This window comes from Burkholderia sp. Cy-637 (genome assembly GCF_011753175.1).
GTDB lineage: Bacteria > Pseudomonadota > Gammaproteobacteria > Burkholderiales > Burkholderiaceae > Burkholderia > Burkholderia gladioli.
Map to the genome: position 1 here is coordinate 1 of NZ_VWWC01000261.1, position 6,381 is coordinate 6,381.

The following is a 6,381-nucleotide window of genomic DNA, read 5'->3' on the forward strand; positions in this document are numbered from 1 at the left end:
ATCCCGCCTACCCGGCCGCCCGTATCGAGCACATGCTGCGCGACAGCGCACCCGTCGCCCTGCTCACCCAGGCCGCGCTCGCCGACAAGCTGCCCGCCCTCGACGCGCCCACCCTGTTGCTCGACGAACCCACCGCCAGCCTGTCGGCCGAGGAGGCCGTGCGCCTGTTCGCGGCGCTGGACCGGCTGCGCGAGCAGGGCGTGGCGATCCTGCTGGTCTCGCATCGTCCCGGCGACCTGCGCCGCATGGCCGATCGCGCCGTGGTGCTGCGCGATGGCCGCGTGGTGGCGCGCGTGGAGGCGCCGTTCGACTACGACGCGGCCACCGAGGCGATGATCGGCCGGCCCCTGCCGCGCCATCGGCCGCGCTCGACGGCGAGCGTCACCGGCTCGACCGAGGCCGCGGCGGCGCCGATGCCCGCGCTGCGGGAAGGGCTCTCGATCCGCGGCCTGAAGCTGTTCGCCGATGCGCCGCCGCTCGATCTCGATGCCGCGCGCGGCGAGATCGTTGCCTTGACGGGCCCCGTCGGCGGCGGCAAATCGCGCCTGGCGCGCACGCTGTACGGCGTCGAGCCGCCCGCCTCGGGCGCGATCTCGCTCGACGGCCGGCCCTGGCTCCCGCGCGGCCCGGCCGCGTCGATCGCCGCCGGCGTGTTCATGCTCGGCGAGGACCGCTGGACCAGCTCGCTGTTCCCCGATTCGGTGCCCTTTGCCTCGGTCGCCGGCACGATCGGCTTCCCGTTCCTGGCGCGCTGGTTCCGTCGCGGCCGCGTCGATCGCGGCCACGAACGGGCTCGCGCGACCGAACTGATCGCCGCCATGTCGATCCGCTGCCAGGGGCCGCACGATCGCGTGGCGCGCCTGTCGGGCGGCAACCAGCAGAAGGTGGCGTTGGCGCGCGGCTTCGTCGAGCCGGCGCGGCTGCTGTTGCTCGACGAGCCGTTCCAGGGTGTCGACGTCGGCGCGCGCGCCGAGATCGTCGAGATCCTGCGGCGCGGCGCGAGCGGGCACGCCACCCTGGTATTCGTCAGCGATCCCGAGGAGGCCTTCGAGGTCGCCGACCGGGTGTTGGAATTCGACCGGCTGCGGATCGGCCGCAGCCACGATGTCTTGAGGGAGACTGTCTTGAGGGAGAGCGCAGCATGAAGAGCATGGCCGAGCCGGGCGCCGCCAAGCTCGCCGCCGCCGGCGGCACGCCGCCTCGCGCGCGGCGCGCCGCCGAGTGGCTCGAACGCGGCGGGCTGGTCGCGCTCCTTCTGGCGCTGGTGGCCGGCTTCGCCTGGCGCGAACCGGCCTTCATCGGCGTGGACAACCTGTTCAGCATCCTGCAGGCCGCCTCGATCGTCGCGCTGCTGGCGATCGGCGTGACCATCACGCTGGCGGTGGGCGGCTTCGACCTGTCGGTGGGCAGCACCGCCGCCACCGCGCAGATGGCGGCCAGCTACGTGCTGGTGGTCTGGCACGGCGGCGCCTGGGCCGCGCTGGGCGCCTGCCTGCTGCTCGGCATCGCCACCGGCCTGCTCAACGGCCTGCTGATCACGCGGCTCAAGGTGCCCGACCAGCTCGCCACGCTCGGCACCTTGTTCCTGCTGGCCGGGCTGCAACTGATCCCGACCGGCGGCCGGTCGCTGGCCACCGGCACCATCCTGCCCGACGGCAGCGAGGCCAGCGGCGAATTCCCGGCCGCCTTCCTGGCGCTGGGGCGGCTGCGCTGGCTCGATATCGTGCCGCTGCCGGTGCTGATCCTGCTGGCGGTGACGATCCTGGCCGTGCTGCTGACCGAGTTCAGCCGCTGGGGACGCGTGCTCTATGCCACCGGCGGCAACGAGACGGCCGCGCGGCTGGCCGGCGCGCCCACCGCGCGCTACCGCGTGGCGGCCTATGTCGCCTCGGCCTGCATCGCCTCGCTCGGCGGCGCGCTGATCGCCGCGCGAGTGGGGCGCGGCGACGTCGGCGCCGGCCATTCGCTGCTGCTCGACGCGGTGGCCGCCGCGCTGATCGGCTACGCGGTGTGGGGCCTCAAGCGGCCCAACGTGATCGGCGCGGTGACCGGCGCGATCTTCGTCGACGTGCTGCTCAACGGCCTGACCATGCTCAATGCGCCGTATTACATGCAGGACTTCATCAAGGGCGCGCTGCTGGTCGGCGCGCTGGCCTTCACCTTCGGGATCGGCGCCCGGCGCACGCGCTAGGCACGCGCCGGCGGCTGTCCTTCCTCAACCCTCTTTCCGATATCCCGCCCATGATCGACCAGCTCGTCCGCAAGCTCCGGCTCGCGCCGCGGTGCGCCGCCTTCGCCTTCGCGCTCGCCTGCAGCGCGCCGGTTTTCGCCGAACCGGGCCTGGCCGGCGCGCCGGCGCCGTTCAACCAGGCCGGCGTGCGCATCGCGCTCGTCAACTACCTGTCCGCCGGGGATTTCTTCCAGGCCTACGAGGCCGGCGCGCAGAAGCAGGCCAAGGCGCTCGGCGTCGACCTGCGCATCTACGCGGGCCGCCAGGACGCGGCCCAGCAGCGCGACCAGATCCAGCAGGCGATCGACCTGGGCGTGGCCGCCATCATCGTCAATCACGGGCTGCCCGAATCGCTGAAGGACATCGTGCAGCGCGCGCTCGACAAGGGCATCAAGGTGGTGGCCTTCGACGTCGACCTGGCCAATCCCAAGGTGCCCCAGATCGAGCAGAGCGACCACGATCTCGCCACGCTGCTGCTGGACCAGGCGGTGAAGGACAATGGCCGGAGCTTCGATGCGGCCTATGTCTACGTGGCCGGCTTCGCGCCGCTCGATCGCCGCGACGCGGTCTGGCAGGCCTTCAAGGCGGCGAACCCCGGCGTGAAGGAGGTGGCGCGCTTCGGCAGCGTCGACAACCCGATCGCGCAATCGGTGGCCAACCAGGCGGCCGCCGCGTTCCGCGCCCATCCGGGCGTGCGCGTGGTGTTCGCGCCGTACGACGAATTCGCGCGCGGCGCCAAGCTGGCCGCCGAGGAAAACGGCATCGCGTCGAAGCTGCGCATCTACAGCGCCGATATCTCGACCGCCGACATCCAGGCGATCCGCGCGCCCGACAGCCCCTGGGTGGCCACGGCGGCCACCAACCCGGCAGTGGTGGGCGCCGTCTCGGTGCGTGCCGCGGCCTTGCTGGTGGCCGGGCAGGACCCGGGGCACCGGATCGGCATCAAGCCGACCCTGATCACGCGCGACGACCTGCGCAAGTTCGATATCCACAACATCGCCGAACTGAGCGCGAAATTCCCGGCCTTCCGCCGCGCCGACGTGGCGCGCGCCGCCTGGATCCCGGACGCGGGCGAGTAAGGGCAAGCCAGGCGCTGCCTGGCCGCGGCGGCGCCGGGCAGGTCAGTGGCCTGCCGGAGCAAGCCGCCCTCTTGCCCGATCCCGTCAGAACTTCACGCGCACGCCGCCGAAGGCCGCCACCTGGCGGTTGTTCGAGGAAGCCGTGCCCGCGTCGGCGATCGCCGCGATCGAGCGGTAGCCGCCCGCGGTGGCGCTGCTCGCATCGCCGGCCGCGAGCTGGTAGACCCCCGACAGATACAGCTCGGTGCGCTTGGACAACGCATAGTCGATGCCGAGCGTGAACTGGTGCCAGCGCGGCTTGAGCGTGCCGCCGCCGGCGCCGGGCAGGCTGCTGGCGCGGCCGTCGGTGAAGGCATAGACGCCGATCAGGGTGGTGGTGGGCGTGATCAGGTAGCGCGCGTTCAGGTCGTAGTTGTTGAGCTTGCGCGAGGAGCCGTCCAGGTAGTCGAGCTGCGTGTGGCTCCAGGCGAAACCGAGGATCGCCCGGCCGAAGCTGTAGTTCGCGCCGGCCACCGCGATCTGCTGCTTGAGCACGCCGCCGTTCAGGCCGTAGAAGAAGGCGCCGCTGTAGTCGTCGCCGGCGCTGGTGCCGGCGCCGCCGATCGCGCCGCCGGTATTGCTGCCCGCGTTGGGGTGGTTCAGCACCAGGTAGCCGCCGCCCAGCGAAAGCGGGCCGTTCGCGTAGTTCGCCGCGATCCCCCAGGCCCGATTATTGCCGAAGCCGGTGCCGGCGCCGCCATTGGCCTGGTTGCTGAAGGCATAGAGTCCGTCCACCGTGAAGCCGGCGATGCTGTCGCTGCGGAACTTCACGGCGTTGTTGATGCGGAAGGTCTGGTTCAGGTTGTCGTTGTCGCCCACGTGGGTGGCCGGCGACCAGAAGCCGGGCCCAGCGTACTGCGCCACCAGGTCCGACAACGGCTCGTACTGCCGGCCGAAGCTGAGGGTGCCCACGCCTTTCTTGCCCAGGCCGACGAAGGCCTGGCGCCCGAAGATCCGGCCGCCCTGGCCGAGCGTGCCGTCGTTGGTGCGAAAGCCGCTCTCCACGGTAAACACCGCCGACAGCCCGCCGCCCAGGTCCTCCGCGCCCTTCAGGCCCCAGCGGCTGCCCGAGAGCTTGCCGCTGGTCTGCTGGACGTTCGAGGCGCCTTTCTGGTTGTTGGTATAGGCCAGGCCGGCATCCACCAGGCCATAGAGCGTGACCGAGCTTTGCGCGTGGGCGGTGAGCGAGCCGGCCGAGACGAGGCCGAGCGCAAGGGATTTCTTCAGCATACGATTCCTTTTTTGTCGTGATCGCGAGTGGAAAGCGAATCGATGCTAGGGAAGGCGGGCGGCCCCGCGAAACGAGCATGCGAGGAATCGAAAGCACGATTGGATGGTTTCGCTCAGGTGGGCTCCCGCGCGGATGCGGGGCCGCCGATTCTGTCGGAATGCTGACGAAAGCGGGTGCGCGTGCAACTTTTGTGACAGCGCGGCGCGTCCTTGCGCATCGCCGTGGAAATCCTTAGGAAAACTCGATGGATCGCGCTGTCGTATGCTGACGTTTTTGTGCGACAGTCGAAGCCGCGGCCACGGCGACGGATTCCTGCCGCCCGCTACGTGTAAACAACCATGATCCCGGCGCTGCCCGCCGGGGCGCACCCATGCTTGCCGAGGAGACCGACGTGAAGATCAGCCGAAGGCAGTTCCTGGCCCTGACGGCCGCCGGGCTGGCCGGCGCGCCGCCGCTGGCGCTGGCCGCGGCACCCGTCGCCGGCGATGCCGCGGAGGCTTCCGCCGCTTCGCCGCCAGCCGCGCCTGCCGCTTCAGCGGCCGCGCCGGCGAGCCAGGCCAGCGCGCCGAGCCTGGCCGACCTGGCCGATCCGCCCGTCTGGCCCGGCGCCGAATGGGAGCGCATCGATCCCGACAAGCTGGGCTGGTCGCCCGACGATCTCGACGACGTCCATGCCTACGCGGCCTCGATCGGCACCGCCTCGCTGCTGATCGTCCAGCACGGCCGCGTGGTCGACAGCTTCGGCGAGATCGCGGCGCGCCGCGAGATCAACTCGGTGCGCAAGAGCCTGCTCAGCGCGCTGATCGGGATCGCCGTGGCCGAGGGCAAGATCGACCTGGACGCCACCCTGGGCAGCCTCGGCATCGACGACCGCCCGCCGGCCCTGAGCCAGGCCGAGAAGCAGGCCACCGTGCGCGAGCTGCTGCAGGCGCGCTCGGGCGTCTACCACCCGGCGCTCTACGAGACGGCGGGCGAGAAGCGCCTGCGGCCGGCGCGCGGCAGCCATGCGCCGGGCAGCTTCTGGTACTACAACAACTGGGATTTCAACGTGCTCGGCACGATCTACGAGCACGCGGTGGGCGCCTCGATCTTCGACAGCTTCGCGCAGCGCATCGCCGCGCCGATCGGCATGCAGGACTACCGGGCGCGCGACGGCCGCTACGTGCGCGGCGCCGATTCGATCCACCCGGCCTATCCGCTGCACATGAGCGCGCGCGACCTGGCGCGCTTCGGCCTGCTCTACCTGCGCCGCGGCCAGTGGCGGCAGCGCGCGATCGTGCCAGCGGCCTGGGTGGCCGAGAGCACCACCGGCGTCTCGCCCACGCGCGGCGGCGATGCCGAATATGCCTGGTTGTGGTGGGCCGGCCTGCCCGACAGCGGCGCGGCCGGGCTGAAGCTGCCGCCCGGCGCGTTCTGGGCCGAGGGGCATGGCGGGCAATACCTGATCGTCGATCCGCTCAACGACATGGTGGTGGTGCACCAGACCGTGGCGGGCCGCAGCCGCGTGAGCGCGCCGGCGATGGGCCGGCTGATGGGGCTGATCCACGATGCCGCCGGGATCGGCGCGCCGATGGTGTAGCGGTGGCCCGGGCACGGCGGCGGCGGGTTCAGGCCGTCGCGGCCTCGGCGGCCAGCGCCGCCAGGTAGGGCCAGGGGAAGATGCCGCGATCGTGGCCGTCGTCGAACACCAGTTGCACGCCGTAGCCGATCGGCTCGATGGCTGTCAGCCTGAGCGCCGGCGCCGCCTTCGGCGGCGTGCCGGCCAGCCGGGCGGCGCGGCAGCCGGCGCACGGGCAGGCCTC

General features: G+C 71.7%; 6 protein-coding genes. 4 read left to right on the forward strand and 2 right to left on the reverse strand.

What is annotated here, in order from left to right; translation table 11 throughout:
* The 3 genes from F3J10_RS33690 to F3J10_RS33700 all read left to right on the forward strand — a co-directional run.
* Window positions 1–1,145 (forward strand): ATP-binding cassette domain-containing protein (locus tag F3J10_RS33690; RefSeq protein ID WP_240155789.1); only part of this gene is annotated, 1,145 nt, incomplete at its 5' end.
* A gap of 5 nt (window positions 1,146–1,150) precedes the next feature.
* Window positions 1,151–2,191 carry an ABC transporter permease gene (locus F3J10_RS33695; protein WP_167243889.1) on the forward strand — a complete coding sequence of 347 codons (1,041 nt, stop codon included), beginning with the start codon at window positions 1,151–1,153 and terminating at the stop codon, window positions 2,189–2,191.
* Window positions 2,192–2,241: 50 nt separating this feature from the next.
* Window positions 2,242–3,309, forward strand: coding sequence for a substrate-binding domain-containing protein (locus F3J10_RS33700; protein ID WP_167243885.1), 1,068 nt, complete (start codon window positions 2,242–2,244; stop codon window positions 3,307–3,309).
* Between the two features lie 84 nt (window positions 3,310–3,393).
* Here F3J10_RS33700 and F3J10_RS33705 read toward each other — a convergent pair whose 3' ends face one another.
* Entirely contained in the window at window positions 3,394–4,578 is a 1,185-nt protein-coding gene (locus F3J10_RS33705; protein ID WP_025099150.1) for a porin, read from the reverse strand.
* Window positions 4,579–4,970: 392 nt separating this feature from the next.
* Here F3J10_RS33705 and F3J10_RS33710 point away from each other — a divergent pair, with 392 nt between their 5' ends.
* Window positions 4,971–6,158: a serine hydrolase gene (locus F3J10_RS33710; protein ID WP_345791251.1), complete on the forward strand. Its 1,188-nt coding sequence runs from the start codon at window positions 4,971–4,973 to the stop codon at window positions 6,156–6,158.
* A gap of 28 nt (window positions 6,159–6,186) precedes the next feature.
* Here F3J10_RS33710 and F3J10_RS33715 read toward each other — a convergent pair.
* Window positions 6,187–6,381 (reverse strand): DUF971 domain-containing protein (locus F3J10_RS33715; RefSeq protein ID WP_167243887.1); only part of this gene is annotated, 195 nt, incomplete at its 5' end.